Source organism: Streptomyces sp. NPDC051286 (genome assembly GCF_044455345.1).
Lineage (GTDB): Bacteria > Actinomycetota > Actinomycetes > Streptomycetales > Streptomycetaceae > Streptomyces.
Map to the genome: position 1 here is coordinate 80,764 of NZ_JBITER010000019.1, position 26,358 is coordinate 107,121.

The 26,358-nt window shown below is 69.4% G+C and carries 23 protein-coding genes; 5 read left to right on the forward strand and 18 right to left on the reverse strand.

The window, feature by feature from the left end:
- Positions 1–125 precede the first annotated feature (125 nt).
- Together ACIBB8_RS20565 and fdxA are read right to left on the reverse strand one after the other, a co-directional pair.
- Entirely contained in the window at positions 126–1,223 is a 1,098-nt protein-coding gene (locus tag ACIBB8_RS20565; protein ID WP_398954042.1) for a bifunctional succinyldiaminopimelate transaminase/glutamate-prephenate aminotransferase, read from the reverse strand.
- 150 nt (positions 1,224–1,373) lie between these two features.
- Positions 1,374–1,694: a ferredoxin gene (gene fdxA / locus ACIBB8_RS20570; RefSeq protein WP_037688837.1), complete on the reverse strand. Its 321-nt coding sequence runs from the start codon at positions 1,692–1,694 to the stop codon at positions 1,374–1,376.
- 117 nt (positions 1,695–1,811) lie between these two features.
- Between fdxA and ACIBB8_RS20575 the strand changes: the two genes are divergently transcribed.
- The 4 genes from ACIBB8_RS20575 to ACIBB8_RS20590 all read left to right on the forward strand — a co-directional run bounded on the left by ACIBB8_RS20575 (position 1,812) and on the right by ACIBB8_RS20590 (position 6,874).
- Positions 1,812–2,813, forward strand: coding sequence for a GNAT family N-acetyltransferase (locus ACIBB8_RS20575; protein WP_398954044.1), 1,002 nt, complete (start codon positions 1,812–1,814; stop codon positions 2,811–2,813).
- Between the two features lie 10 nt (positions 2,814–2,823).
- Positions 2,824–3,660, forward strand: coding sequence for a tetratricopeptide repeat protein (locus ACIBB8_RS20580; protein ID WP_398954046.1), 837 nt, complete (start codon positions 2,824–2,826; stop codon positions 3,658–3,660).
- Between the two features lie 759 nt (positions 3,661–4,419).
- Positions 4,420–5,943 (forward strand): hypothetical protein, encoded by a 1,524-nt coding sequence (locus tag ACIBB8_RS20585; protein ID WP_398954048.1) that lies wholly within the window; start codon positions 4,420–4,422, stop codon positions 5,941–5,943.
- Positions 5,944–6,094: 151 nt separating this feature from the next.
- Positions 6,095–6,874 (forward strand): class F sortase, encoded by a 780-nt coding sequence (locus tag ACIBB8_RS20590; protein WP_398954050.1) that lies wholly within the window; start codon positions 6,095–6,097, stop codon positions 6,872–6,874.
- Between the two features lie 178 nt (positions 6,875–7,052).
- Here ACIBB8_RS20590 and ACIBB8_RS20595 read toward each other — a convergent pair whose 3' ends face one another.
- The 9 genes from ACIBB8_RS20595 to ACIBB8_RS20635 form a co-directional block, all read right to left on the reverse strand.
- On the reverse strand, positions 7,053–7,508 hold the full coding sequence (locus tag ACIBB8_RS20595) for a GNAT family N-acetyltransferase (RefSeq protein WP_398954052.1): 456 nt from the start codon (positions 7,506–7,508) through the stop codon (positions 7,053–7,055).
- A gap of 94 nt (positions 7,509–7,602) precedes the next feature.
- On the reverse strand, positions 7,603–8,214 hold the full coding sequence (locus ACIBB8_RS20600; protein WP_398954054.1) for a response regulator transcription factor: 612 nt from the start codon (positions 8,212–8,214) through the stop codon (positions 7,603–7,605).
- Positions 8,211–9,389 (reverse strand): sensor histidine kinase, encoded by a 1,179-nt coding sequence (locus ACIBB8_RS20605; protein WP_398954056.1) that lies wholly within the window; start codon positions 9,387–9,389, stop codon positions 8,211–8,213. The genes ACIBB8_RS20600 and ACIBB8_RS20605 overlap by 4 nt, the downstream gene beginning before the upstream one ends.
- The gene (locus tag ACIBB8_RS20610; RefSeq protein WP_398954059.1) at positions 9,386–10,141 is read right to left on the reverse strand and encodes an ABC transporter permease; all 756 of its coding nucleotides are present in this window, start codon (positions 10,139–10,141) and stop codon (positions 9,386–9,388) included. The genes ACIBB8_RS20605 and ACIBB8_RS20610 overlap by 4 nt, the downstream gene beginning before the upstream one ends.
- The gene (locus ACIBB8_RS20615; RefSeq protein WP_398954061.1) at positions 10,135–11,073 is read right to left on the reverse strand and encodes an ABC transporter ATP-binding protein; all 939 of its coding nucleotides are present in this window, start codon (positions 11,071–11,073) and stop codon (positions 10,135–10,137) included. The genes ACIBB8_RS20610 and ACIBB8_RS20615 overlap by 7 nt, the downstream gene beginning before the upstream one ends.
- 139 nt (positions 11,074–11,212) lie before the next feature.
- The gene (locus tag ACIBB8_RS20620; protein ID WP_398954063.1) at positions 11,213–13,333 is read right to left on the reverse strand and encodes a hypothetical protein; all 2,121 of its coding nucleotides are present in this window, start codon (positions 13,331–13,333) and stop codon (positions 11,213–11,215) included.
- A gap of 175 nt (positions 13,334–13,508) precedes the next feature.
- Positions 13,509–13,955, reverse strand: a complete 447-nt coding sequence (locus tag ACIBB8_RS20625; RefSeq protein ID WP_398954065.1) for a DUF6113 family protein — start codon at positions 13,953–13,955, stop codon at positions 13,509–13,511.
- Positions 13,952–14,899, reverse strand: coding sequence for an N-acetyl-1-D-myo-inositol-2-amino-2-deoxy-alpha-D-glucopyranoside deacetylase (gene mshB / locus ACIBB8_RS20630; protein ID WP_398954067.1), 948 nt, complete (start codon positions 14,897–14,899; stop codon positions 13,952–13,954). Before mshB ends, ACIBB8_RS20625 begins: the two co-directional genes overlap by 4 nt.
- 121 nt (positions 14,900–15,020) lie before the next feature.
- Complete coding sequence (locus tag ACIBB8_RS20635; RefSeq protein WP_358861943.1) at positions 15,021–15,215, reverse strand: hypothetical protein; 195 nt, start codon at positions 15,213–15,215, stop codon at positions 15,021–15,023.
- Positions 15,216–15,419: 204 nt separating this feature from the next.
- On the opposite strand from ACIBB8_RS20635, the gene ACIBB8_RS20640 reads away from it, so the two are divergent.
- Positions 15,420–17,552 carry an alpha/beta fold hydrolase gene (locus ACIBB8_RS20640; protein ID WP_398954069.1) on the forward strand — a complete coding sequence of 711 codons (2,133 nt, stop codon included), beginning with the start codon at positions 15,420–15,422 and terminating at the stop codon, positions 17,550–17,552.
- A 412-nt stretch (positions 17,553–17,964) separates the two neighbouring features.
- Here the strand turns inward: ACIBB8_RS20640 and ACIBB8_RS20645 are convergent, their stop codons facing one another.
- The 7 genes from ACIBB8_RS20645 to ACIBB8_RS20675 form a co-directional block, all read right to left on the reverse strand.
- On the reverse strand, positions 17,965–19,116 hold the full coding sequence (locus tag ACIBB8_RS20645; RefSeq protein WP_398954071.1) for an ABC transporter ATP-binding protein: 1,152 nt from the start codon (positions 19,114–19,116) through the stop codon (positions 17,965–17,967).
- Complete coding sequence (locus ACIBB8_RS20650; RefSeq protein ID WP_398954073.1) at positions 19,106–20,083, reverse strand: ABC transporter ATP-binding protein; 978 nt, start codon at positions 20,081–20,083, stop codon at positions 19,106–19,108. The genes ACIBB8_RS20645 and ACIBB8_RS20650 overlap by 11 nt, the downstream gene beginning before the upstream one ends.
- Before the next feature lie 13 nt (positions 20,084–20,096).
- Positions 20,097–21,071, reverse strand: coding sequence for an ABC transporter permease (locus tag ACIBB8_RS20655; RefSeq protein ID WP_398954075.1), 975 nt, complete (start codon positions 21,069–21,071; stop codon positions 20,097–20,099).
- Positions 21,064–21,987: an ABC transporter permease gene (locus ACIBB8_RS20660; RefSeq protein ID WP_398954077.1), complete on the reverse strand. Its 924-nt coding sequence runs from the start codon at positions 21,985–21,987 to the stop codon at positions 21,064–21,066. The genes ACIBB8_RS20655 and ACIBB8_RS20660 overlap by 8 nt, the downstream gene beginning before the upstream one ends.
- 92 nt (positions 21,988–22,079) lie before the next feature.
- Positions 22,080–23,711 carry an ABC transporter substrate-binding protein gene (locus ACIBB8_RS20665; RefSeq protein ID WP_398954080.1) on the reverse strand — a complete coding sequence of 544 codons (1,632 nt, stop codon included), beginning with the start codon at positions 23,709–23,711 and terminating at the stop codon, positions 22,080–22,082.
- 452 nt (positions 23,712–24,163) lie between these two features.
- A complete protein-coding gene (locus tag ACIBB8_RS20670; protein ID WP_398954082.1) occupies positions 24,164–25,306 on the reverse strand; it encodes an ABC transporter ATP-binding protein in 1,143 nt (380 codons plus the stop codon).
- On the reverse strand, positions 25,299–26,345 hold the full coding sequence (locus ACIBB8_RS20675) for an ABC transporter ATP-binding protein (RefSeq protein ID WP_398954084.1): 1,047 nt from the start codon (positions 26,343–26,345) through the stop codon (positions 25,299–25,301). The genes ACIBB8_RS20670 and ACIBB8_RS20675 overlap by 8 nt, the downstream gene beginning before the upstream one ends.
- Positions 26,346–26,358 lie beyond the last annotated feature (13 nt).

A 26,358-nucleotide genomic window follows, 5' to 3' on the forward strand; every position in this document is an offset into this window, starting at 1 on the left:
GGCCCCCCCGCCCCGCGGGCGGGGTCCGGGCGGGGCGGGGCGGCCCCCCCCCCCCCCCCCCCCCCCCGCCCGCGCGCCCGCCCGCCCCCCCCCCCCCCCCCCCCCCCCCCCCTGTCCGGTACGGGTCAGGACAGCCGCTTGACCGCGGCCGCCACACGTTCGTCCGTCGCCGTGAACGCCACTCGTACGAAGTGATCGCCCGCCGGTCCGTAGAAGTCACCCGGCGCCACCAGGATGCCGAGCTCCGCAAGGTACGCCACGGTGTCCCAGCAGGGTTCGTCGCGGGTCGCCCACAGGTAGAGGCTCGCCTCGCTGTGCTCGATCCGGAAGCCGTGGGCCTCCAGCGCCGCCCGCAGCGCGGTACGCCGGTCCGCGTACCGGGTCCGCTGCTCCGCCACGTGCGTGTCGTCTCCGAGCGCCGCGACGGTGGCGGCCTGGACCGGGGCGGGCGTCATCATCCCGCCGTGCTTGCGGATCAGTAGCAGTTCGCCGAGGACGGCCGCGTCGCCCGCGATGAACGCCGCGCGGTATCCGGCGAGGTTGGAGCGCTTGGAGAGCGAGTGGACGGCGACGATGCCCTCGTACGTGCCGCCGCAGACATCAGGGTGGAGCACGGAGACCGGTTCGGCCTCCCAGCCGAGCTCCAGGTAGCACTCGTCGCTGAAGACCAGCACGTCGTGCTCGCGCGCCCAGGCCACGATCCGGATCAGCTCGTCCTTGGACAGGACCCGGCCGGTGGGGTTGGACGGCGAGTTCAGCCAGAGCAGCTCGAGTCCGGCCGGGTCGAGCTCGGTGGGGTCGTCGTAGACGACGGGCTCGGCGCCGCAGAGCCGGGCACCCACCTCGTACGTCGGGTAGGCGAGCCGCGGGTACGCCACCTTGTCGCCCGCGCCGAGGCCGAGCTGGGTCGGCAGCCAGGCGACGAGTTCCTTGGAGCCGACGACCGGCAGCACGTTCTCGTGTGCCACGGAGACCGCGCCGAGCCTCCGCTCCACCCAGCCGGTGAGGGCGTCGCGGAGTTCGGTCGTCCCCCACACCGTCGGATAGCCGGGGCTGTCCGCGGCGGCGACGAGCGCCTGCTGGATCAGCTCCGGCACCGGGTCGACGGGCGTGCCGACGGAAAGATCGACGATGCCGTCCGGGTGGGCCGCAGCGGTCGACTTGTAGGGCGCGAGCTTGTCCCAGGGGAAGACCGGGAGGCGGGAGGAGACTGCTGCGGACACGGCTCTCTGCTTTCTCGTACGAGGGTGACGAGGATGGTTCGGGTGGTTCGTGCGGCGCCGGGTATGTCGGCGGCCCAGACCGGAAAACACCTCGGTCCCGCACGGTGACGAGCCGTACGGGACCGGGGCGGCGCACGTGCTGGCCGCTGGTTACTGGTTCTGCGGCGGCAATGCTGCGATGAACGGGTGGTCGCGCTCGATCAGACCCAGCTTGGAGGCACCACCCGGCGAACCGAGGTCGTCGAAGAACTCGACGTTCGCCTTGTAGTAGTCCTTCCACTCCTCCGGGGTGTCGTCCTCGTAGAAGATCGCCTCGACCGGGCAGACCGGCTCACAGGCTCCACAGTCGACGCATTCGTCCGGGTGGATGTACAAGGACCGCTGGCCCTCGTAGATGCAGTCGACGGGGCACTCTTCAATGCAGGCCTTGTCCTTTACGTCGACACAAGGCTGCGCGATGACGTAGGTCACGCTGTCGTTCCTCCTCGGTAGGGCGTTGGCTCTCGCGCGGGAGCGCGGCGTCGTCGATGCCCGCACCTAGTATCTCCGTTCCTGGGCACGAACCGAACAGGAGGGGCTGAGAGAGCTGTGGAATTCACCATCGGCGGACAGGCTGAGGTCCGGATTACCCCGGCTGACGTGGGCAAACGGGTATCAGTCCGACGTCGTTCGGAGGACAGCGCGGCGGGCTGGAAGTTCACCGACACCGTCGGGGTTCTCACATCCTGGAACAACCATGTGCTGTCAATCACACCGAAGAGCGGTGAATCCGTCCACATCGAGGAATCCTCGCTGGTGGCGGGCAAGGTCGTCCCGTCCGCCCCGGCCCGGCGCCGGGGTCCGTCGGCCACGTTCGCCGAGCTCGCCCACGTCTGTGCCCGCGCCTGGCAGCCGGTGGAGAGCGAACTGCTCGGGAACTGGCAGCTGCGCGCGGCGGAGGGGTTCACCCGGCGTGCCAACTCCGTACTGCCGCTCGGCGATCCGGGGGTTCCGCTCGACGAGGCGCTCGCGCGGGTGGAGCGCTGGTACGAGGCCCGCGGGCTGCCCGCGTACATCCAGACCGCGACGGGCGCGGAGGGCACACAGGAGAATCTGTGCGCGGACCTGGAGGAGCACGGGTGGCGGCGCGAGGTCACGGCGCAGGTGCGGATCGCGGCTCTGGCGCCGATCGGCGATCTGGACGCGGACGTTGCGCGGGTGCGGCTGAGCCGGGAGATCGACGAGGCGTGGCTCTCCCGGTACCAGCGCTTCCGCACTCCGGGCCCGCGTGTACTGAAGGTGCTGGCCAGCGGACCCTCGGTGTGGTTCGCGACCGTGCCGGGCGACGCGGCGGCCGAGGCGCCCGCCGCGATCGGACGGTGTGTCGTGGACGGGCGCTGGGCGGGCTTCATGGCCGTCGAGGTCGACGCCGCGTACCGGCGTCGGGGCCTGGCCTCCGCCGTCATGACCGCACTGGCCCGGCAGGCGCTGGACGAGGGTGCGTCGGCGGCGTGGCTGCAGGTGGAGGCGGAGAATGAGGGGGCACACGCGCTGTACGACCGCATGGGTTTCGTGACCCATCACCTGTACCACCACTTCCGGTCCGCGTAGGGGCAGGAGCATGTCCCCCATGAACCCAGGGCTGAACCCACGCCGGCAGTTCGCCGAGGAGGCCCGCGCCGAACGCCCCGACCTCGCGCTGCTCTGCCTGCTGCTGGCCGCGGAGGCCGACCCGGCGCTGGACGCGGACGGGATCGACGCTGCGCAGATCGAACTGGACCGGCTGGCTGGACTGCTTCCGTACGGGGTACGGGGCGGGCGCGACTGGGCCTCGGCGGTGGCCGAACTGCTCGGCGAACGCTGCGGGTTCGAGGGCTCGTCGACGGACTACCAGCGGCTGCAGTCCTCGCTGCTGCACGAGGTGCTGCGGCGCCGTCGCGGGCTGCCGATCCTGCTGTCGGTGGTGTGGATCGAGGTGGCGCGGCGGGCGGGCGCTCCGGTGTACGGGGTGGCGCTGCCGGGTCATTTCGTCGTCGGGTTCGGCGATCCGGCGGAACAGGTGCTGGCCGACCCGTTCGCCGGCGGCAGGCCGATGACCGGCCAGGACGCGCAGCTTCTGGTGACGGGGACGACCGGGGCACCGCTCGAGCCGTCGATGCTGGTGCCGGCCCGGCCGCTGGAGATCGTGCTGCGGATCCTGAACAACATCAGGGTGTGGGCGGCGGCCCGCCCGGAGTGCACGCGAGTGGCGCTGTGGGCGGTGGACCTGTCGCTGCTGCTGCCCTCGCATCCGGCGCGGCTGCGCTACGAGCGGGCGCAGTTGCTCGTACAGAGCGGGGAGTTCCTTCGTGGGGCGGAGGAGATGGAGGAGTACGCGGAGCTCGTGGAAGCCGTGGAGCCGACGGCGGCGGAGATGGTTCGGGGGCGGGCGCGGGCGGCGCGGGCCTTGCTGAATTAGTGGCGCGGGGGCCTGCGGACCGGGGGCGTCCCGTGGGCGTTCGGACCTTGGCCGCCGGCGGGCCCGGCACGCCGACTGGCGGGCCCGAAACGCCCGCCGGTCGCTTCGAAGCGGGTCGCGGTCAGGCGAGAGGAGCCGCCGTTCCTTCGAAGGCCGTCGGGGGCGGGCCCCGTGGAGGACGCCGAGGCGCTGTCGAGATGTTCCTGCTCGTGTGCGATCTCAGCGGTTGCCAACGGTGCGCTGACTCCCTGCGGGCGGTGGTGGACGGCTGCCGAGGGTGCCCTGCATCGGGTCGGAACGGAGCCGCGCAGGTCCGGATGTTGCCCGAGAGGGCGCGTGCTCTCTCCTGCGTGCCACGCACGCCACTCCTCACACTGGCCCTGCAGGGCCTCTTGAGTGACCCGGAGGGCACTTCCCGGGCGATCACCTGTGTACAGGCATCGCCAACCACCCGTCGATGCAAGCGAGTTCGAGCCGACCGCGAGGGTTCCGCTGCCCCGATCGCACGATGCGTCACCATGAGGAAGTGTCAGCAAACGGGTGGGCCTGTGGCCCCAAACCTGATTACGCCACGATATGCAGTCCGATGGGTGATTATCGGTAATTCGCCACTCGAAGGGCTCATGGCGTAGCCCCAATGCACAGTTCCCCGATGGCGCCGAGTCGCATTCCGGTTAACGGTGGATCACGTCGCAACTGCGTCACCTTGAGTCGACATCCCGTCACTCATCGCAGTCGCGTCGAAAGGAATGTGTTCAGATGCGCTCTGCCCGCACACTGTTCGCTTCGGCCGCGATCACCGCGGTCCTCGCCATCACCACTCCTGCTGCCCATGCCATCACCCTGACCGATGACTGGGACGGCGGTTCCTCCTCCAGCAGCGACGACCACGGCGACCGCGGCGACGAGCACGGCAACAAGGGCCACCACGGCGAGAAGGGCGAGAAGGGCCACCACGGCGAGAAGGGTGAGAAGGGAGACCACGGCGACAAGGGCGACTGGGGCGACGACCAAGGCGACGAGGGCGACTGGGGCGACGACCAAGGCGAGAAGGGCCACCACGGCGAGAAGGGCGAGAAGGGCCACCACGGCGAGAAGGGCGACCACGGCGAGAAGGGCAGCTGGGGCGACAAGGGCGAGAAGGGAGACCACGGCGAGAAGGGCGGCTGGGGCGACAAGGGCGAGAAGGGAGACCACGGCGAGAAGGGCGGCTGGGGCGACAAGGGCGAGAAGGGAGACCACGGCGAGAAGGGCAGCTGGGGCGACAAGGGCGAGAAGGGCGGCTGGGGCGAGAAGGACGACAAAGGCGGCTGGGGCCACGGCAGCAAGGGCGAAAAGCCCAGCGGCGGCGTCCACACCGGTGGCGGCGCCATGGCCATGACGGTGGCCAAGGAGTGGCAGCCCGGCAACGACTCCGGCGACGGCGGCGACGACGAAGGCGACAACGAGAGCGCCTGGGGCGACGGCGACTGGACCGACGGCGACAAGGGCGACCACGGCGACGAGGGCGACGAGGGCGACAAGGGCGACAAGGGCGACGAGGGCGACAAGGGCGACCACGGCGACAAGGGCGAGAAGGGCGAGAAGGGCGAGAAGGGCGAGAAGGGCAGCTGGGGCGACAAGGGCGACAAGGGCGACAAGGGCGAGAAGGGCAGCTGGGGCGACAAGGGCGAGAAGGGCAGCTGGGGCGACAAGGGCGACAAGGGAGACAAGGGCGAGAAGGGCAGCTGGGGCGACAAGGGCGACAAGGGCGGCTGGGGCCACGGCAGCAAGGGCGAAAAGCCCAGCGGCGGCGTCCACACCGGTGGCGGCGCCATGGCCATGACGGTGGCCAAGGAGTGGCAGCCCGGCAACGACTCCGGCGGCGACGAGGGCGGCTCCGGCAGCGACGAGGGCGGCTCCGGCAGCGACGAGGGCGGCTGGGGCGACAAGGGCGAGAAGGGTGACAAGGGCGAGAAGGGCGACCACGGCGAGAAGGGCGACCACGGCGAGAAGGGCAGCTGGGGCGACAAGGGCGACAAGGGCGACCACGGCGAAAAGGGCAGCTGGGGCGACAAGGGCGACCACGGCGAAAAGGGCAGCTGGGGCGACAAGGGCGACAAGGGCGGCTGGGGCCACGGCAGCAAGGGCGAAAAGCCCAGCGGCGGCGTCCACACCGGTGGCGGCGGGACCGCGGTGACCGGTGGCGGTCTGGCTGCCGGTTCGGCGTTGCTCATCGGTGGACTCGGCGTCGGTGCATACAAGGTGCGCCGCCGTCAGGCCACGGGCGGCGCGGTGGCCTGAACGAACTGAACCGCTGATCTCGCGCAGCTGTCGCGGTCGCCGTCCCCCGGGGCGGCGGTCGCGGCGGCTGCGTTTCCCCGGTTCCGCCAGCTGACCGAGCACCAACTGACTGATGCCACACAGAAGACGGACAGAAGAAAGGCACGCTCCCATGGCCGCCCCGCAGTCGTCCGATTCCACCCCCTCCCGGCCTGGCTCCCCCGCCATCGGCCGCGCCCTGCTGTGGCCCGCAGCAGCGACAGGGCTGGGCCTGCTCCTGATCTACAACTCCCTCGGCGTCTCGGACGACAACAAGCCGTTGACCACCCCCGCGGTGCTCGCACCCGCCGTCCCCGGGCCCGGCGTTCCCGGAGCCCCGGCAGCCGCCCCACCGGCAGCCACCCCACCGGCAGCCACCCCACCGGCAGCCACCCCACCGGCTCCCAGCACCCCCTCGGCCTCCGCCTCCCGCCAGGGGCCGTCCATGCGCCCCTCCGAGCCGAAGCGGCTCCGGATCCCGACGATCGCCGTCGACGCCCCCTTCACCCGCCTGTCCATCGGCCCGACCGGACAGCTCGACGCACCGCCCCCCAACGACAAGAACCTGGTGGGCTGGTTCAAGGACGGCGTGACGCCCGGTGAGCGCGGCGCGTCCATCGTCGCAGGTCACGTCGACACGACGACCGGCCCGGCGGTGTTCCTGCAGCTCAGGTTCCTGAAACCGGGCGCCACGGTCGACATCACGAGGGCAGACGGCAGCGTCGCCTCGTTCAAGGTCGACTCGGTGGAGACCTTCAGCAAGGCACACTTCCCCGACAAACAGGTGTACGCCGACACCCCGTCCGCCCAGCTCCGCCTGATCACGTGCGGCGGCAACTACGACAGGAAGGCCAAGGACTACAAGGACAACGTGGTGGTGTTCGCACATCTCGACAAGGAGACGCGCGCCTGAAACACAGGGACAGGATAGGAGGGCACTGAAGATCTTGGCCGGGCTCCCGACGCCTTGCACGCACATCTGCGGCGTTGCCAAAACGGCCTGATAGCTCCGCTATGAGGCCGCTTCGGCGCCTTGCAGCTGCACGCACCAGACGCCGCTCGCTGATCCGGTCAAGATCTTCAGCACCCTCCTAGCCGGCGTTCTCCGTCCGTTCCAACTCCTTGAAGAAGTGATGGCGGGTGTGGCCGCCCGGGAGCCCACCGCCGCTCCCGGTCTCCAGGTAGCCCTGTCGGCGGTAGAAACCGGGCGCCTGGAAGGACATCGACGAGACGATCACGGAGGTGCAGCCGCGCGCCAGAGCCTCGTCCTCGGCGGCGCGCACCAGTCGGGCGCCCCACCCCTCGTGACGCCGGTCGGCCCGCACCCACACCTCGGAGATCCCGGCGCACCCACCCCAGGTCCAGCCAACCAGCCCCGCGACCAGGTCACCCGCCTCGTCGGCGACCCGCACCGAGAGCCCCCGGTCGTCGTGGGCGCCTGTCGCATGATTGTTGAAGGCGGTCAGCTCTTCGCTCAGCCGGGCGGAGAGCTCCGCGTCCTCCGCACCGACGCGCAGGTTCATGCCCGCGCTCCGTCCAGTCGTCATGAAGCAGGAGTGTCCCAGCTCTACTGATCTTGCGAAACCGGAATTTCTCCAGGTCAGGGCGGCGCCGAAGGCTGCCGCACGCCCGAGGCGGATGCTACAGCCAACCCTTCTCACTCGCGATGCGCACCGCTTCCGCCCGGTTGCGTGCCGCCGTCTTCTGGATCGCCGTGGACAGATAGTTGCGGACCGTGCCCTGCGAGAGATGGAGGGCCGTGGCGATCTCCGCGTTGGTGGAACCGTCGGCCGCCGTGCGCAGCACGTCGCGTTCGCGCTCGGTCAATGGGCTCGCGCCGTCGGCAAGCGCGGCGGCCGCCAGGGTCGGATCGATAACGCGTTCGCCGGCGAGCACTCTCCGTACCGCTATCGCGAGCTGGGACGCCGGGGCGTCCTTCACCAGGAACGCGTCCGCGCCGGACTCCATCGCCCGGCGCAGGTAGCCGGGGCGGCCGAACGTCGTGACGACGACGACCTTCACAGCCGGGAGCTCCCGGCGCAGCACGCCCGCCGCTTCGATGCCGGTCATGCCCGGCATCTCGATGTCGAGGAGGGCGACATCGACGGCATTCTCGCGGGCCGCCGCGAGGACCTCGTCACCGCGGGCGACCTGGGCCACCACCTCGATGTCGGGTTCCAGGCCGAGCAGCGCCGCGAGGGCCTCGCGCACCATGGACTGGTCCTCGGCAAGGAGGAGTCTGATCATGCTCATTCACCGGATCCTAGGGCGGATCCGAGCGGAACACTGAGCGTGAGGGTGAAGCCTTTACCGGAAACGGAGCCGGTGGCCCGGGTGGTCAGCATGCCGTCGACGGTGGCGAGTCGTTCGCTGATGCCGGTGAGGCCGTTGCCCGGCTTCGTTCCGGAGCCGCCCCGGCCGTCGTCCGCCACCGTGAGTTCGAGGATCCGGCCGTCGAGCGTCTGCCGGAGGGTGAGCGTGACCGCGCAGCGGCGGGCGCCGCTGTGGCGTACGACATTGGTGACGGCTTCCCGCAGCGCCCAGGCAAGGACCTCTTCCGGCTTCTCGGGCAGCTCGGCGGGGACGTCCGCCGGGATGTCGGCGATGATGCCCGCGGCGGCGAGTGCGGTACGGGCCCCGGCCAGTTCGCCGGGGAGGGTGGGCCGCCGGTAGCCGGTGACCGCGCTGCGGACGTCCACCAGCGCCTGGCGGCTGACCTGTTCGATGTCGGCGACCTGGAGCGCTGCCTGGTCGGGGCGGTCGGGAAGCATCCGCCCCGCCAGCTCGCTCTTGAGCGTGATCAGGGAGAGGGAGTGGCCGAGCAGGTCGTGCAGATCGCGGGCGAGCCGCAGCCGCTCCTCGTTGGCGGCGAGCTGGGCGACGGTGGCGCGGGCCTCGCGCAGCTCGATCGTCGTGCGGATCATCTGCCGTACGCCGGTCATGGCGAACCCGCCGAGCAGAGCGGGGAAGACCAGGGCGGTGATGACATCACGCGGATGGTCGACGGTCAGGCCGATACCGACGAGTACGGCGGTGACGACGGGGATCAGCCAGCCGGCGGTCCGCGGGGGCAGGGTGGCCCCGACGGTGACGGAGACGTACACGAAGAGGACCAGCCACGGGGTGCCCAGTGTCAGGGAGAAGACGGCTGCCAGGGCGCCGAGGAAGGCGACCGTCGCCCCGACCCGGCGGCGGTCCAGCGCCTTCGCGGTGTGGCGGAAGACCAGGACCAGGTACGTCCCGACGAAGACCAGCAGGCCGAGAGTGCCCAGCGCGGCGGCCCACGGGGTGTGGTTGCCGTCGATGAGGTCCTTGACCGGGGCGCTCATGAACGCGAGCCAGATGCCGATCCAGAGCAGCTTGACGCCCACCTGACGGCGGTTGGTCGGCGGGCGCCCGATCCCCACGAACGTCTCGTCGTCGTTCACGCCTTCAGGGTGTCCTTCCGGTAGAGCCAGGCCGCGCCACCCGCGAAGAGCAGGAAGTAGGCGCAGAGGATGGCGACGTCCTTGGCATGCGGCGAGCCGCCCGTCTCGACTGCCTGGCCGAGTGCAGCGTACGCGTGGGTGGGCAGCCACTCGGAAATGTTCTGGAGCCACTGCGGGAAGGTCGCGCTCGGCATCCACAGGCCGCCGAGGATCGACAGACCGAAATAGATGATCATGGTGATCGGGCGGACCGCGTCCCCGCTGGCGATGTAGCCGATGGCAACCCCGAGCGCGGCGAAGACCAGCGATCCGGCCCAGATGACCCCGATCAGCGCGAACCACTGCCAGGTCTCCATCCGTACGTGCTTGACGACGGCGGCGACCAGGAACACAACCACGATGCACGGCAGGGTGACCATCGCGGCACTGGCGATCTTCGCCAGGACGTAGCCGCGGCTGGGCAGCGGGGTGAGGCGCAGCTGGCGGACCCAGCCCTTCTCGCGCTCCTTGGCGATGCGCTCGCTGTTACCCATGAGGACGGCGGTCAGCGCGCCGAAGGAGGCCATCGAGACCATGAAGAACGCCTGCATGGTCAGATCGGTGTGCGGGACCTTGTCGGTGGTGTTCCGGGTGCCGGAGATCAGCAGGTAGATGACCGACGGATAGATGATCGAGAAGAACATGAACTTCTTGTTCCGCAGGGTGCGGGTCACTTCGAGTCTGATGAGCGCCCACGAGAAGAAATTCAGCATGCGGTCCTGGCCTCCTCGGCCTCGGTGATGGCGACGAAGGCCTGCTCCAGGCCGAGTCCTGCGACTTCGAGTTCGCGCGGGTAGAGGCCGAGTGCGTAGACCGCGTGGACGGTCGCGTCGGCGTTGTGCGACTGGATACGGACCCGGTTGCCGCTGACGTCGAGCGCGGACAGGAACGGCAGGCCGCGCAGGGCCGATTCGTCGACCGCGCCCTCCAGTTCGAACGAGATCCGGCGGGCTCCGGCCTTCGCCTTGATCTCGGCGGCGGTGCCGTCGGCGAGGAGCCGGCCCTTGTGGAGGACGAGCACACGGTCGGCGATCGCGTCGGCCTCTTCGAGGTAGTGGGTGGCGAACAGGACGGTACGGCCCTGCTCGGCCTGTTCCCGCATGGTGGCCCAGAACGCCTGGCGGGCGGTGACGTCCATGCCGGTGGTCGGCTCGTCGAGGACGATCAGATCACTGGCCCCGGCGGTGGCGAGCGCGAACCGTACGCGCTGCTCCTGGCCGCCGGAGAGCTTGTTGACCATCCGGTCGGCGATCGACGCGATGCCCGCGCGGGCCAGCACGTCGCCGACCGGGTACGACCGCGGGTGCAGATCGCAGACGAGCCGGACGAGCTCCTCGACGGTGACGTCCTCCATCAGGCCGCCGGTCTGCAGCATCGCGCCGACCCGGCCCTTGGCGATCGCCTCCTGCGGGGACGCGCCGAAGAGCCGGACCGTGCCGGAGTCCGCGGTGCGCAGGCCGAGGAGCAGGTCGAGAGTGGAGGACTTGCCGGCGCCGTTGGGGCCCAGGAGCGCCACGGTCTCGCCGGGGTGCAGGTCGAGGGTGAGCCCGTCGACGGCGCGTACGTCTCCGTACGTCTTGCTGACCTGGTCGAAGCTGACCACTGCGGCGTGCGCGGTGGTGGCTTCGGTGACTGTCGTTGTCATGCGTACAGCCTGGCGGAGCGGGGTGTCCGCCAGGCAGGGTCACGGGTCGTGAATATGGGATGACAGATGTCATGCCCCACGCATGACGCCGCCCCCCGGAACGGGAGACGGCGTCATGGGGATCCGCGCTTCGGTGGTGCTATCCGTTGCCGTCGAGGGCGATGGTGGCGGTGCGCTCGGTGGGGGTTTTGCCGAGCAGCGCGGTCTGCATGGCGTGTGCCACGTCGTCCGCACTGAGCTGGTGCTTCTTGCCGTCACCCTTGGTGATCATGATGCCGTCGAAGACACCGTCACAGAGGGTGTCGATCGCGGTCTTGTCGTAGACCTCGACCAGCCGGCCGTCGACCGCCTTCATGGAGAGGATCTGCGGCAGCGACTTTGCCGGTCCGAACTGGATCTGCTTGGTCCCCGCCTTGATCGTGATCAGGCCGGACATCGCGGGTTTCGCGAAGTCCTTCATCGCCCGGTCCAGTTCGGCCTGGGCGATGGTGGGCTGGCGGGTGGTGACGGGCAGTTGGACCGTGGCCGGCTTGCCCGTCTGCACCTGGGTGCGGTACGCGTCCCGCACCGAGATCATCGACCTGTTGACATCCAGCGTCTTGCCCACCTTGCCGGGGACCGCGACGGCCTTGCCCGGCTCGAACTTGATCGTGCCGTCGTTGGCAGAGCCGGACACTCCCGCCAGGTCCGTCAGCGCGACCCCGAGCTTCTCCTCGTCGACCGGGATCACCGGGTCGGCCTTGCGCTCGACGCCGAAGAGGGAGCCGATCACCGAGACCGGGTTGTAGTCGCTGCCCGCGGCGCCGCGCACGGTCTCCACGCTGTCCAGCGTGAGACCGGCCTTCTCCGGGGCGAGCTTCTCGTTCTTGCCGTCGACGGAGAGCTGGAGAGGGGTCTTGGCGCGCTCGCCGAGAGCCGTGTCCAGCTTGGCGACGGCCTGCTCCTTCGTGCCGCCGCCGATGTCGACGCCGAGGACGGTGGTGCCCTTGGGAACCTCGGAGTGGTTCATCAACAGCCCCGCGCCGTAGGCGACACCGGCCAGGACAACGACGCCCGCGCCGAGCAGGACCGGCTTCGAGCGGCCCTTCTTCTTCGCGGGGGCCGGGGCAGGACGGGCGGGGGAGGGCGTCCGGGCGGCGGAGCCGCCCGGTCCCGCCGGGCCGCTGCCCATCGGGTCGTTCGGGATCCGGGGCGACAGGTCGGCACGCGGACCGGGCCCCGCCGGGCCGCCCGCGTTCGAGAACGGGGACGGGGCAGACGCCGAGTGGTGCTCCGGCGGGACGGCAGGGATACCGCTGTTGAGCGTCTCCCCCGAGACATGACCGCCGGGGCCGGGCGGTGCGAACTGCGGTGTGAGGACGGCCGTGTCGTCGGACATCCGCGGGGGTACGCCACCGGGGGCGCCGGGAGCGGACGGTCCGCCGGGACGTGCCTGGCCTGCACTCGGACCCGCCGGGCCGGAGCCGTCCGGTCCGCCGAGACGGGGAGTCAGAGACGAGGTGCCGGCGACCGGGCCGGTCGTCGGGCCGGACGGGCCCGGCGTACGCACACCGAGATTCGGCGTGGCGCGCGGCCCGCCCGGGGCCGCGGAGTCGTCGCCGGGGCGGGGTGCGCCCTGGTCGCCGGTGCGCTGCGGGCCGTCCGAGAAGTACGGCAGATCGGCGCGCGGCGGGGTGGGAGCACCGGACCCGGCACCCCCGCCCGCACCCGCACCCCCGCCCGCACCGGCGGATCCGGCAGCGGCGGCACTGCCGGCCGCAGTGTCGACCACCGACGTGTTCGTCGGTGCCTTGCGCGGGGCGAACCAGTCGCTGCCGCTCTTCTCCCTGGCCGGCTTCTCGGCGCTCGGCTCCGCGCTCGCGGAGCCGTCTCTCGCATCGGTGGCCGGTCCGCCCGACGCGCCCGGCCCGCCCGACGCACCGGGCGCACCGCCGGACGCGGGTGCTCCCGGGCGCGGCGTGCTGCCCGTGCGCTCACGCGTGGCGTCCGTGTCGGCGTCGCTCACCGGCGTACGCATCACGACCGGCGGGATGGGCCGCGAGCCGGGGATGTTGATCCGGATACGCGTTGTCAACGTCGTCTCGGTCCTCGGCTCTTCGGACTGAGGCGAATCCGCAGGCTCCGGGGTCTCCTCCGGGGCGTCCTGCGAAGGGTGCAGCGACGGATACTGGCGTGATCCGTACGGCGGCGTACCCGAGGGATACGCGGCTCCCCCGCGCCCCTTGGCGCCGGTGGACGAACTGTCAGTTTCACGACTCAAAGCAGGTTCTCCCGATTGGCTCCGCCGCCCGTACTTCCCCCATGCCGCAGGCCAGGGAACGGCTCGGCGCGCGAACCACCATACTGGCCACCACCGACAGACACCCCGCGACCGGGGGAAACGACGGTGCGCCTCCCGGATGGACAGGGGGCATTACGGGATCGGACGTGGCACATTACTTGCCAGGTCGGCCGTTGTCGGCGCCCTGTTGGGGCGACCGCGACATGGTGGCACACATCACAGCGACGGCCATCCCTCCCAGCATGAAGAGGGTGAGCCCCAGTGCGTCTCCGAAGACGTAGTCGCCCTCCGGCCGGCCGCCGAGCAGAACGATGACCGAAATCAGCCAGCCCGCTGCGGGCGCAAGGGCGCCCATCTGGGTCCCGATGAGCAGGCGGCCCCCGTAGAACAGTCCGGCGCAGGCCACCAGTGCGAGCAGCAAACCGCCCGGGAACCAGGCGGCTTGGACCAACGCTCCCGCGAGCCCGACGAGCGCACCGAGGACCGCGAGGCCCAGGTAGGCCCCGATGCGGCCCGGGTTCAGGGGTGCGGCGAGACCGCTGGGCGCGTGCTCCCGGGGCGGGGTGCCGGTGCCGGGCCGGCGCTGCTTGCCGCTGCTCATGACCGTTCTCCCGACTCAGCCCCTGGCACGTCCTCCGCACCCGATGCGCCCGGTACGCCCGGTACGCCTGCGAAGAGATCATGTTCCCGGGCACCCGCGGGCGCTCCGGATGGTCCGCGTACCAACTCGTAGTACTCGGTGGTGAAGACGGGCTGACCCAGATCGTTCGAGAGGGCGAAGAACGGGCCGTCCACGGCGATCTGGGTGCGGTGTGCCCGCATCGCAGCCGTCTTGACCACCGCGTGGGCGGCACCGTCGATCTCCGTGGTGATCCGGGTGTCGTTCACCACACCCGGTACGTCGTCGATCGCGGCGATCCCCGGGAAGGCATCGGGAGCCGTCGAACGCAGCCGCGCGAAGGCCTGTTCGGCCACGGAGCGCGGCACCCGGTTCCAGTAGATCTTGTCGATGGCGTGCGGGGCGCCGAGTCCGCCGCGGTACGCGGGGTCGGCTGCCAGGTCCGCGGCGCGCATCGCGACGCGGTGCGCCTGGATGTGGTCGGGATGCCCGTACCCGCCGTCGGGGTCGTACGTGACGAGGACCTGCGGGCGTACCGAGCGGATCACCTCCACGAGGTACCCGGCGGCCTCGTCCACGTCCGTATTCCAGAAGGCGCCGGGGCGGTGATTCTGCTCGGCACCCATCATTCCGGAGTCGCGGAACCGTCCGGGTCCGCCGAGGAAACGGTGGTCGGTGACCCCGAGCTCCTTCATCGCGGCAGCGAGTTCACCGATGCGGTGGTCGCCCAGGGTGTCGTCCCGGTCGGCCACGAGATGGGCGAGTTCGGGCGGGATGACCTCGCCCTCCTCGCCGCGCGTGCAGGTCACCAGAGTGACCCGGGCGCCCCGGGCCGCGTACAGGGCCATCGTGGCGCCATTGTTGATCGACTCGTCGTCGGGGTGCGCATGCACCAGGAGCAGACGACGGGCGGAAAGGTCCGTCATGGGACCCACCCTACGAGCCGACTGCCCTGCGGGCCGACCGCGGAGGGGGTTGGAGCCCGTCGCAGCCACGCCTGCCGGGCCCCGCGAGCCCGGCAGGCGCTGACGGGGCCCCGGATCAGAATCAGAACCTGATGTCGCCGATCATGCCGGCCACATTCGTGGTCAGCTCCGAGATGGTGGGTGCCATGGACGAACTCGCAAGATAGAAACCGAGCAGCATGCAGACCACCGCATGTCCGCCCTTCAGTCCGGCTTTCCGGATCAGCAGGAAGACGACGATCGCCAGCAGCACCACCGCCGAAATCGAGAGTGCCACGGCGGTTCACCTCCATCAGTACGGTCGGGACGGGCAGCACACATGGAGCCAGCAGGTTCATACCCACCGAGCGCTATGGATCATAACTATCCGTGCGATCGCATTGATCGGAGCACAGCAGCACGAGGGGCGCACGACCGGACGGTCGGGCGCTGTATGCCATTCATTGGTTCGCGATCCGATCAAGCCTTAGGGTTCGGGGGTATGACCTCGCAGAAGCTCTCGTTTCCCCGTCAGCACGCCAGAACACAGCGATTCACCCTGGGTGCTCCGCGGGCGTTCACGGTCTCACCGGACGGGGAGCGGGTGATCTTCCTGCGGTCGGCCTCCGGCACGGACCGGACCAACCGGCTGTGGGTGCTGGACCTGGCGGACGGTTCCACGTCGAAGGAGCGGGTCGTCGCCGACCCCGAGGTGCTGCTGGGTGGTTCGGCGGAGAAGCTGTCCCCGCAGGAGCGGGCGCGGCGCGAGCGGAGCCGCGAGGGGTCCGCGGGGATCGTCGGCTATGCGGTCGACTCCGCAGCCGAGTTGGCGGCGTTCGCGCTCTCCGGGAAGGTGTATGTCGCCGAGTTGAGGGCCGGGACGGCCCGCGCGCTGCCGGTACCGGGCCCGGTGCTGGACCCGCGTCCGTCGCCCGACGGGCGCCATGTCGCGTACGTGTCGAAGGGCGCATTGCGCGTCGTGGGGGCGGAGGGTGACGGAGACCGGGCGCTCGCGGAGCCGGAGGACGCGCACATCTCTTACGGTCTCGCGGAGTTCATCGCGGCCGAGGAGATGGAGCGCTCGCGCGGCTTCTGGTGGTCGCCGGAGTCGGACCGGCTGCTGGTGGCAAGGGTCGACGACAGTGCGGTGAAGCGGTGGTGGATCGCCGACCCGGCACACCCCGACCGCAAGCCCGCCGAGGTCGCGTACCCGGCGGCGGGGACGCCCAACGCGGAGGTACGGCTTCTGGTGACGGACCTGGACGGGGCCCGTACCGAGGTGGTGTGGGACCGGGCCCGGTATCCGTATCTGGCGCAGGTGCACTGGTCGTCGGACGGCGCCCCGCTGATCCTGGTGCAGGCCCGTGACCAGCGCAGTCAGCTCTACCTCGCGGTGGACACGGAGAGCGGTGCGACGCGCACGGTTCACGTCGACGAGGACCCGGTGTGGCTGGAACTGTTCCCCGGGGTGCCCGCGTGGGCGCCGGACGGGCGGCTTGTGCGGATCGTGGACGAGGGCGGGGCGCGGGTCCTCGCAGTCGGCGACCGGCCGCTGACCGGGGCGCAGTTGCAGATCCAGGCAGTCCTGGACATCGGTGAGTCGGACGTCCTGGTGTCGGCTTCGGCGGGCGAGGAAGCGGCGGAACCGGAGATCGGGCAGAGCCATGTCTACCGGGTCAATGAGCTGGGCGTGGAGCGGCTCTCCGAGGGGGCGGGGGTGCACTCCGCCGTCCGGGCGGGCGAGGTGACCGTGCTGGTCTCGGCGTCACCGGAGCGGCCCGGCACGGAGGTGCGGGTACTCCGGAGCGGCAAGCAGGTCGCGACCGTCGCGAACCACGCGGAGAAGCCGGTTCTGACGGCCCGGGTGCAGTTCACCGAGGGGGGCGCACGGCGGATTCCGTGCGCCCTGCTGCTCCCCACCGACTATCAGGAGTCGGATGGTCCGCTTCCGGTCCTGATGGATCCGTACGGTGGACCGCATGCGCGGCGGGTCCTCGCCGCCCATAATCCGCACCTGACGTCGCAGTGGTTCGCCGATCAGGGCTTCGCGGTCGTCGTCGCGGACGGCCGGGGCACACCGGGGCGCTCACCCGGCTGGGAGAAGGCGATCAAGAACAATTTCGTCCTCAGCCTCGACGACCAGGTGGACGCGCTGCACGCGCTCGCCGAAAGGTTCCCGCTGGATCTCTCCAGGGTGGCGATCCGCGGCTGGTCGTACGGCGGATACCTGGCGGCCATGGCCGCGCTCCGGCGGCCGGACGTCTTCCATGCGGCCGTGGTGGGTGCGCCGGTGACAGACCTGCGGCTGTACGACACGCACTACACCGAGCGCTATCTCGGCGATCCGGCCGAGCAGCCCGAGGTGTACGCGTACAACTCGCTCCTCACCGACGACGGGCTGTCCGAGGCCGCGGACCAGATCCGGCCGATGATGATCATCCACGGGCTGGCGGACGACAACGTGGTGGTCGCGCACTCGCTGCGGCTGTCGTCGGCGCTGCTCTCCGCCGGGCGACCGCATGAGGTACTGCCGCTGAGCGGGGTCACGCACATGACTCCGCAGGAGCAGGTTGCGGAGAATCTGCTGCTGTTGCAGGTGGACTTCCTGAAGCGGGCATTGGGGCTGGACAGGTAGGCGGGCGCTCGTCCTTGGTCTCCCCCGCGCTCGAAGGCCCGGGGGAGACTCTCGATCACCACCGCCCCCGAGGCTCCCAGCAGCAGGAACGTGGTGGCAGAGGCGCCCCGGCCGGGCCGGGTGGGCAGCTGCTCGGAGAAGTCCCGCGGCGGCCTGCGGCCCGCCCCCGCGGTGACGATCAGCGCGATCCCGGCCGCGAGGGCCACGAAGGCGCAGATCAGGGCGCGGACGCGGAGCTCGTCGGGGAATCGGGCGTCCATCTCGTCGGCGCCGATGTTCCAGACGCCGGGCAGTCGCAGCGCGAGGGTGGTCACTCCGGTGGCGACCAGGGCGGCTGCGGCCACCGAGGACCGCAGAGCGGCGACACCGGCGACCGTGTACACCACGAGCGGGGTCGCGTTCCCGGCCGCGGTCAGTCGGCGTGCGCACTTCCGGGCGAGGGCGTCGGCCCGTCGCCCTCGCCCGTGCCGTCGTCGGGTGCGGCCGGCTCACCGGACCCGCCCGGCTCCTCCGGCGGCACCACCTGCTTCTCCTCCGCGAAATGGCACGCCGAATCGTGTGCGGCCGCGGTGTCCGTCAGGCGGAAGGCGGCCGGGACCGCGAGCAGCGGCACCTCCACTGCGCACCGCTCCTGCGCCTTCCAGCAGCGGGTACGGAAGCGGCAGCCGGACGGCGGGTTGGCCGGGGACGGCACGTCGCCGTGCAGGATGATCCGCTCGCGGTACTCGCGCGCCATCGGGTCCGGCACCGGCACCGCGGACAGCAGAGCCTGCGTGTACGGGTGCGTGGGGTGATCGTAGATCTGCTCGTCCGTACCGATCTCGGCGAGCCTGCCCAGATACATCACGCCCACCCGGTCGGAGATGTGCCGGACGATCGAGAGGTCGTGTGCGATGAAGACGTAACTCAGGTTGAACTCCGCCTGCAGCCGGTCGAGCAGGTTGATGACCTGGGCCTGTACGGAGACGTCGAGGGCCGAGACCGGTTCGTCGGCGACGATGATCTCGGGGTTCAGGGCCAGCCCGCGGGCGATGCCGATGCGCTGGCGCTGGCCACCGGAGAACTGGTGCGGATAGCGGTTGATGTACTCCGGGTTGAGGCCGACGACATCGAGCAGGTCCTGCACCTTGCGCCGCCGCTCGCCCTTGGGCGCGACCTCGGGGTGGATCGCGTACGGCTCCCCGATGATGTCGCCGACCGTCATCCGCGGGTTGAGCGAGGTGTACGGGTCCTGGAACACCATCTGGATGTTGCGCCGCACGGCCTTCAGCGCACGCCCGGACAGCTTGGTGATGTCCTCGCCCTTGTACTTGATCGCGCCGGACGTCGGCTGTTCCAGATGGACGAGCATCTTGGCGACGGTCGACTTGCCGCAGCCGGACTCCCCCACGATGCCGAGGGTCTCGCCCGCGGCCAGCTCGAACGAGACACCGTCGACCGCCTTGACCGCACCGACCTGCTTCTTGATCAGGATGCCCTGGGTCAGCGGGTAGTGCTTGACGAGGTCGATGACCTCCAGAATGGGTTCGCCGCCCGCGCGAATGCCCCCCTGTTCAGCGCGCATCGAGCGTCTCCCTCCAGAAGTAGCAGGCGCTCTCGCGGTGTTCGGCCACCTCGAACAGCGGCGGCACCTCGCCGCGGCAGATCTCCTGGGCCATCGGGCAGCGTGGGTTGAAGGCGCAGCCGGGCGGGATGCGCAGCAGGTTGGGCGGCAGCCCCTTGATGGCGTACAGCTCCTGGCCCTTCTGGTCCAGCCGCGGAATCGACTGGAGCAGACCCTTGGTGTACGGGTGGGCGGGCGCCTTGTAGATCTCGTGGACGGGGGCCGACTCGACGATGCGGCCCGCGTACATCACGGCGATGTAGTCGGCGACATCGGCGACCACGCCCAGGTCGTGGGTGATCAGGATGAGGCCCATGTTGAGCTCGCGCTGGAGCTCGGCGAGGAGGTCCATCACCTGGGCCTGGACGGTCACATCGAGGGCGGTGGTGGGTTCGTCCGCGATGATCAGCGACGGTTCCAGCGCCAGCGCCATGGCGATCATGATGCGCTGGCGCATACCGCCGGAGAACTGGTGCGGGTAGTTCCCGGCCCGTTCCTTCGCGGCGGGGATGCGGACCCGGTCCATCAGCTCGATGGCCTTCAGCCTGGCGTCCTTGCGGGACGCCCCTCGGTGCACCACGAACATCTCGCCGAGCTGTTCTCCGACGCTGAGCACGGGGTTGAGGGAGGAAAGGGCGTCCTGGAAGATCATGGCCATCTGCTGGCCGCGGACCTTCCGGCGCTCCTCCGCCTTCAGTTTCAGCAGATCACGGCCCTTGAAGACGATCTCGCCGCCGCTGATCCTCCCGGGAGGCATGTCGAGGATCCCCATGATCGCCTGCGCGGTGACCGACTTGCCGGAGCCGGACTCGCCGAGCACGGCGAGCGTCTCGCCTTCGGCCACCGAGTAGTTGACCCCGTTGACAGCCTTGGCCACCCCGTCCCGGGTGTGGAACTCCACGTGCAGATCGCGCACTTCGAGCAACATCGCAGCGGGCTCCTCAGCGCAGCTTGGGGTCGAGGGCGTCGCGGACCGCGTCGCCGAGCATGATGAACGCGAGCACGGTGATCGCCAGCGCCCCGGCGGGCCAGAGCAGCATGTGCGGGGCGTTGCGGATGTACGGGGAGGCTGCGGAGATGTCGATGCCCCAGGAGACCGCCGGTGGTTTCAGTCCGACACCGAGGTACGAGAGGGTCGCCTCCAGCGAGATGTACGTACCGAGGGCGATGGTCGCGACGACGATGACCGGGGCGATGGCGTTCGGGGTGATGTGGCGGAGCATCATCCGGCTGTTGGAGGCGCCGAGCGCGCGGGCCGCCTGCACGTAGTCGTTCTGTTTGGCGGTGATGACCGAGCCGCGGGCGATACGGGCGATCTGCGGCCAGCCCAGCAGGACGATGAAGCCGATCACCGGCCAGACGGTGGAGCCGGTCACCACGGAGAGGAAGACCAGACCGCCGAGGACGACCGGGATACCGAAGAAGACGTCGGTGATACGGGAGAGGACCGAGTCCCACCAGCCGCCGAAGAAGCCGGCCAGCCCGCCCAGGATGCCGCCGAGGAGCGAGACCCCGAGGGTGGCGCAGACGCCGACGGTGACCGAGGCCCTGGCTCCGTAGACGGTACGGGTGTAGACGTCGCAGCCCTGTCCGTCGAAGCCGAACGGATGGCCGGGCTGGGAGCCCTCCTGGGCCTTGCCCAGATCGCAGTTGAGGGGGTCCTGGTCCGCGATCAGTGACGGCCAGATCGAGATGATCACCAGGAAGAGGATGATCAGGGCGGAGATGACGAAGACCGGGTTGCGGCGCAGGTCGCGCCAGGCGTCCGACCAGAGACTGCGCGGCTTCTCCGCGGGTCCGGTCCCCTCGGGGCCGCCCGGGGTCTTCTCCAGCGTCTCCCCCTCCTCGACGGCAAGGCCCATCCCCGCACCCGCGCCTCCCCCGGAGATCGCTTCGTCCGGCGTCTGCTCAGGCATAGCGGATCCTCGGGTCGAGTACGGCGTACAGGAGGTCGACGACCAGGTTGGCCGCCAGGAAGACGAGGACCAGGATGGTGACGAACCCGACGACGGTCTGGGAGTTCTGGCGCAGGATGCCCTGGTAGAGCTGGTAGCCGACGCCGTGGATGTTGAAGATGCGCTCGGTGACGATCGCCCCTCCCATCAGGGCGCCCACGTCCGTACCGATGAAGGTGACGACGGGGATCAGCGAGTTGCGCAGCAGGTGCCGGACGACGACCCGGCGCCTGGGGAGACCCTTGGCGACAGCGGTACGGACATAGTCGGCGCGGGCGTTCTCGGCGATCGAGGTCCGGGTGAGCCGGGTGACGTACGCCAGGGAGACGGAGGCGAGAACGAGTCCGGGGACGAGCAGTTCGTTGACCGGCGCCTCCGGGGAGACGGACGGCTTGATGATGCCCCACTGGACACCGAAGAGGAGCTGGAGCAGCAGACCGGTGACGAACGTCGGGACGGAGATCACGACGAGGGTAAGGATCAGCACGGTGGTGTCGACGGGCCGGCCGCGCCGCAGGCCGGTGACGACGCCGAGGCTGATGCCGATGACGATCTCGAAGACGATCGCGACGATGGTGAGCCTGAGGGTGATGGGGAAGGCGGTGGCCATCAGCTCGGTGACCTTCTGGCCGTTGAACGCGGTGCCGAAGTCGCCGGTGAAGACATTGCCCATGTAGGTGGCGTACTGCTGCCAGACCGGCTTATCGAGGCCGAATTCCGCGCGGAGTCGGGCGGCGGTCGCAGGATCGCACTGGCGCTCGCCGCAGAGACCCGCAATGGGGTCACCCATCACGTTCACCATGAGGAAGATCAACAGCGTGGTGCCGAAGAAGACCGGGATCATCTGCAGCAGCCGCCGGATCACATAACGTCCCATGAGGGGCTCCGGGGGTCGCGGGGGCAGTTGCTCGGGATGGGGAAGCCGGGTGGCCGGTGCGGGGTGTGCACCGGCCACCCGGCTTCCGGGTCCTACTTGACCGTGATCCGCTCGTACACCGGGACGCTGAACTGGTTCAGCGAGACGTTGGTGATCCGGTCCGAGTAGCCGGCGCTGCCGTTCTGGTACCAGAGCGGGATGACGGGCATCTGTTCGGCGAGGACCCTCTCCGCGTCCTGGAACGTGGAGACGGCCTTGGCCTTGTCGGACTCGGCGTTGGCCTTGTCGATCAGGGAGTCGAACTGCTTGCTGCTCCACTTGCCGTCGTTGGACGAGGCGTTCGTGTAGTAGGTCGGCTGCAGGAAGTTCTGGATCAGCGGGTAGTCCATCTGCCAGCCTGCACGCCAGGGGCCGGTCAGCTTCTGCTGGGAGACCTGGATGCGGAAGTCGGCGAAGGTGCCGATCGGGGCGCCGACGCAGGCGTTGTTGTTGCCCAGCGCCTTGTTGATGCTGTTGCAGACGGCGTCGACCCACTCCTTGTGCGAGCCGGTGTCCGCGTTGTACGAGATCTTCAGCTGGCCGCCGGGGATCCCGCCGCCCTCCTGGACCAGCTTTTTGGCGTCCGCCGCGTTGTACTCGCACGGGGCACCGCAGAGCCCCTTCTTGAAGCCGCCCTCCTCGCCGAGGACCGGGGAGGTCCAGTCGGAGGCGGGAATGCGGGTCTTCTGGAAGATCTGGCTGGTGATCTGGTCCCGGTTGATCGCCATCGACAGGCCCTGCCGGACCTTGATGCCCCCGGGGGTGTCCCACTTCTTGTCGTAGAAGGGGAAGGCGATCGTCTGGATGATGCCGGCCGGGGTGTTGATGTAGCGGCCGCCGAGGTCCGCCCTGACGTTCTTCAGCTGCGCGGCCGGTACGTCGTCGACGAGGTCGAGATTGCCCGCGACCAGGTCGGTGTAGGCGGTGTTGTTGTCCGTGTAGACCTTGAGGTCGATGCCGCCGTTCTGCGCCTTGTCGTCCCCGGGGTAACCGTCCCACTTGCGCAGGCTCATCGAGGAGCCCTTGGTGTACGTCTCGATGGTGTACGGGCCGTTGCCGACGGGCTTGGACAACCAGGCGGCGTGGTCGGTGAAGAAGCTCTTCGGCAGGGGCGCGAAGGCCGGGTAGCCGAGGGTGTCCGGCCAGAGGGAGAACTTCTGCATGAGCTTGACCGTGAAGGTCTTGTCGTTGACGAGCTTGAGGCCGGAGAGCGTATTCGCGCTCGCGCTGCCGGACGCGGGGTGGACCTTGTCGTACCCGTCGATGTAACCGAAGAAGTAGGCGTTCTTCTGATTGTTCTTCAGCAGGGCCCCGTAGTTCCAGGCGTCCACGAATGACTTCGCGTTGATCTTCTCGCCGTTGCTGAAGGTCCAGCCGTCCTTCACGGTGATCGTGAAGTTCTGATTGTCCTTGGATTCGATCTTCTCGGCGAGCATATTGGTGGCCGCGCCGGTCTTCGGGTCGTACTTCTTGAGCCCCCGGAAGATCATGTCGAGGACCTTGCCGCCCTGCACCTCATTGGTGTTCGCGGGCTCCAGAGGGTTCTGCGGGTCACCCCAGGAAGAGCTCACGATTCCGTTGGCTCCACCGCCGCCACCGCCACTGCCGCCCCCACCGCACGCCGTTGCCGTCAGGGCGACGGCGACCGCGCACGCGGCCCACTTGGCCTGCGTGGCTCCGCGCATGGAGTGCCTCCTTATGGATCTTCCTCACACTTAGGGCCCAATATCCACCCGAAGCAATAAAAATGCACACCAACTACGGCCATACGTGTGCATTTCTCACAGGAAACATCGAAGGGACCGTCAGGAAGGTGGACCCGTCCGTGACACGGCGGCCACCCCCGAGACCGCCGCCTTGCCCCCCGAATACGCAGAAAGGCACCGGCCCGATCGGCTCCGCGCGCGTTCACGACCGCTCGCGTACACGCCGTCCCGCATTCGAAACAGGAAACTCAAAGATCGCTCAAATCAGTTACATACACCTGAGTTGATGGGAAGCTATGGCCTACCGGTAGCCCAGCAGGCACCGAACACGACGGACTGTCATAGTCGCGGAGGATGACAGTCCGCGAACGCCGGAAGGCCCGGAACCGAAACGGTTCCGGGCCTTCCGGCTCATGTCCGGCCGGACATCGTCACGCCGCGCCGACGACGTCCCTCTCCTCGGCGAAGTGGCAGGCCGACTCATGCGCGGCCGGCGTGTCCGAGGACTTGAAGCGCTCGGGAACCGCCAGCAGCGGCGTCTCCGTGGCGCACTTGTCCTCGGCCTTCCAGCAGCGCGTACGGAAGCGGCAGCCCGAGGGCGGGTTCGCGGGCGACGGGACATCACCGACGAGCACGATCCGCTCGCGGCCCTCGCGGGCCTCCGGGTCGGGAACCGGGACCGCCGACAGCAGCGCCTGGGTGTAGGGGTGCGTCGGGTGGTCGTAGATCTGCGTGTCCGTACCGATCTCGGCTATCTTGCCGAGGTACATGACGCCGACCCGGTCGGAGATGTGCCGGACGATCGACAGGTCGTGCGCGATGAAGAGGTAGGAGAGATTGAACTCGTCCTGCAGCTTCTCCATCAGGTTGATGACCTGCGCCTGGACGGAGACGTCCAGGGCCGACACCGGCTCGTCGCAGATGATGATCTCGGGCTGGAGCGCGAGGCCGCGGGCGATGCCGATGCGCTGGCGCTGACCGCCGGAGAACTGGTGCGGGTAGCGGTTGATGTACTCGGGGTTGAGACCGACCACATCGAGCAGATCCTGCACCTTGCGGCGCCGGTCACCCTTCGGGGCCACCTCGGGGTGGATGTCGAAGGGCTCCCCGATGATGTCACCGACCGTCATACGGGGGTTCAGCGAGGTGTACGGGTCCTGGAACACCATCTGGATGTTCCGGCGGACCGCCTTCAGCGCTTGCCCGGACAGCTTGGTGATGTCCTGGCCCTTGTAGAAGATCTCGCCGGCCGTCGCCGTCTCCAGCATCATCAGGAGCTTGGCGACGGTGGACTTGCCACAGCCGGACTCGCCGACGATACCCAGCGTCTCGCCCTGGTGCAGGTCGAAGGAGACCCCGTCGACCGCCTTGACGGCACCGATCTGCTTCTTGAACAGGATGCCCTGGGTCAGCGGGAAATGCTTGACCAGATTGCGCACCTGGAGGATCGGCTCGCCCTGCGCGACCGGCGCCTCGATGGCGGCCACGGCCGCCGCCTCGGTGGATGCGTCGACCGTCTCCACTTCGGTGACGTTCGGGGTGGCGTCCACGGACTCCTTCTTCATGTCAGCCATGGATCGTCTCCTTCCAGAAGTGGCAGGCGCTGCCGCGGCCGACCAGCTCGGTGCCGTCCTGCTCGGTCACCGGGCTGAGTACCGGAATGTCCGTACGGCAGATGTCCTGCGCGGCGGAGCAGCGCGGGTTGAACGCACAGCCCGCCGGGATGTTCTGCAGGTTGGGCGGGAGGCCCTTGATCGCGTACAGCTCCTGGCCCTTGTGGTCCAGGCGCGGGATCGACTGGAGCAGACCCTTGGTGTACGGGTGGGCGGGGCGCTTGTAGATCTCGTGGACCGGGGACGTCTCGACGATCCGGCCCGCGTACATCACGGCGATCTTGTCGGCGACGTCCGCGACCACACCCAGGTCGTGCGTGATCAGGATCAGGCCCATGTCGAGTTCGCGCTGGAGCTCCGCGAGGAGTTCCATCACCTGCGCCTGCACCGTCACGTCGAGCGCGGTGGTCGGCTCGTCGGCGATGATCAGGTCCGGCTCCAGGGCGAGCGCCATGGCGATCATGATGCGCTGGCGCATACCGCCGGAGAACTCGTGGGGGTAGTCCCCGACGCGCTGCTTCGCGGCCGGAATGCGCACCCGGTCCATCATCTCGATGGCCTTGGCCTTGGCGTCCTTGCGGGACATGCCGAGGTGCGACCGGAACATCTCACCGAGCTGGAAGCCCACGGAGAGAACCGGGTTGAGCGAGGACAACGCGTCCTGGAAGATCATCGCCATCTTGGCACCGCGCAGCTTGCGGCGCTCGTTCTCCGGCATGGACAGGATCTCCTGGCCATGGAAGAAGATCTCGCCACCCGCGATACGGCCGGGCGGGCTGTCCAGAATGCCCATGATCGCCTGCGCGGTGACGGACTTGCCCGAACCGGACTCACCGAGCACGGCGAGGGTCTCGCCCGCGTTCACGCTGTAACTGACACCGTTGACCGCCTTGGTCACGGTGTCGCGGACCTTGAACTCCACGTGGAGGTCCCGGACTTCGAGCAGCGGTGCGGCCTCGGCCGGTCCGCTGCCGACGCCGGCTGTCTCGGCGCTGGTCATGTCATCACCTTCG